Consider the following 1130-nt stretch of genomic DNA (forward strand, 5'->3'; position numbering starts at 1 on the left):
TGCGCCTTCGTCGGGGGCGTCTGAGGCGGGTGCGCCCCCGTCGGGTGCGTCTCCGTCGGGTGCATCTGCGGCGGGTGCCGCGCCGTCGGTCGCCGTGCGGCCGGCCGAGCTGGTGCGGGTGCGGCTCGAGGCCGCGCTGCTCACCGGGCGCGCCACCCGGCTCGAGCAGAAGATCGTCGGCGGTCGCGGCTACGCGCTCGCCTCCGACACCTCGCGCCGCGCCCGCGAGGCGGCGTTCCTGCCCGTCCAGTCCCCGACCGAGACGCACCTGCGCCATCTGCTGGCCCGCGCCGGCGTCCCGGTCCCGACGGACGGGCGCGCATGAGCAGCCTCGCGCTCCACGGGGTCACCCACCGCTATCCCGGCGGCGCCGGCCCCGTGCTGCAGGACCTGGACCTCGAGGTCGCCGAGCACGAGACCCTGTGCGTGCTCGGCGCCTCCGGCGCGGGGAAGTCGACCCTGGTGCGGCTGCTGGCCGACCTCGACCAGCCGCAGGCCGGGCGCATCGACCGCGGCGCGGATCCGCGCCTGCCGGCGCTCGTCCCGCAGTCCCCGGACCTCTTCCCCTGGCTCACCGTCGCCGAGAACATCGCCCTCGGCGGCCGCTACTCCGCCAACGCCGGCCGCTTCCGCGCCGAACGGGTCCCCGAGCTGATGGCCGACCTCGGCATCGCCGAGCTCGCAGGCGCACTGCCGTCCGAGCTCTCCGGAGGGCAGGCCCAGCGCGTCGCCCTCGGCCGGGCGCTCGCCGTGGACCCCTCCGTGGTCCTGCTCGACGAGCCCTTCTCCGCCCTGGACCCCGGGATCCGCGCCGACCTGCAGACCTGGCTGCGCGACGTGCTCACCCGCGTGCGGATCTCGGCGGTGCTGGTCACCCACGACGTCGACGAGGCGCTCGTGGTCGCCGACCGCATCGTCTACCTCGACGGGCCTCGCGGGATCACCGCCGACTGGACCCCGCGGGAGGATGGCACCACCCGCGAGGAGGTGCTCGCCCACTACCGGCGCGGGGCCATCGCCGAGGCGGACGCGTGACCCCTCGCCGCTCCTCGCGCACGCCGTCGGGCGCGCGGGGTCCGAGCCGACGCGCCGTCCTCGGCGGAGGAGGAGCGCTCGCGCTGTCCGGCCTC

General features: G+C 77.0%; 2 protein-coding genes. Both read left to right on the plus strand.

Annotated features, from left to right (window positions below; translation table 11 throughout):
* The first annotated feature begins 94 nt into the window (after positions 1 to 94).
* Complete coding sequence (locus HMPREF3159_RS10040) at positions 95 to 325, plus strand: hypothetical protein (protein ID WP_070500906.1); 231 nt, start codon at positions 95 to 97, stop codon at positions 323 to 325.
* Positions 322 to 1035, plus strand: a complete 714-nt coding sequence (locus HMPREF3159_RS10045) for an ABC transporter ATP-binding protein (RefSeq protein ID WP_070500907.1) — start codon at positions 322 to 324, stop codon at positions 1033 to 1035. The genes HMPREF3159_RS10040 and HMPREF3159_RS10045 overlap by 4 nt, the downstream gene beginning before the upstream one ends.
* Positions 1036 to 1130: the final 95 nt, after the last annotated feature.

It is taken from the genome of Brachybacterium sp. HMSC06H03 (assembly GCF_001807385.1).
In the GTDB taxonomy this organism is placed as follows: domain Bacteria; phylum Actinomycetota; class Actinomycetes; order Actinomycetales; family Dermabacteraceae; genus Brachybacterium; species Brachybacterium conglomeratum.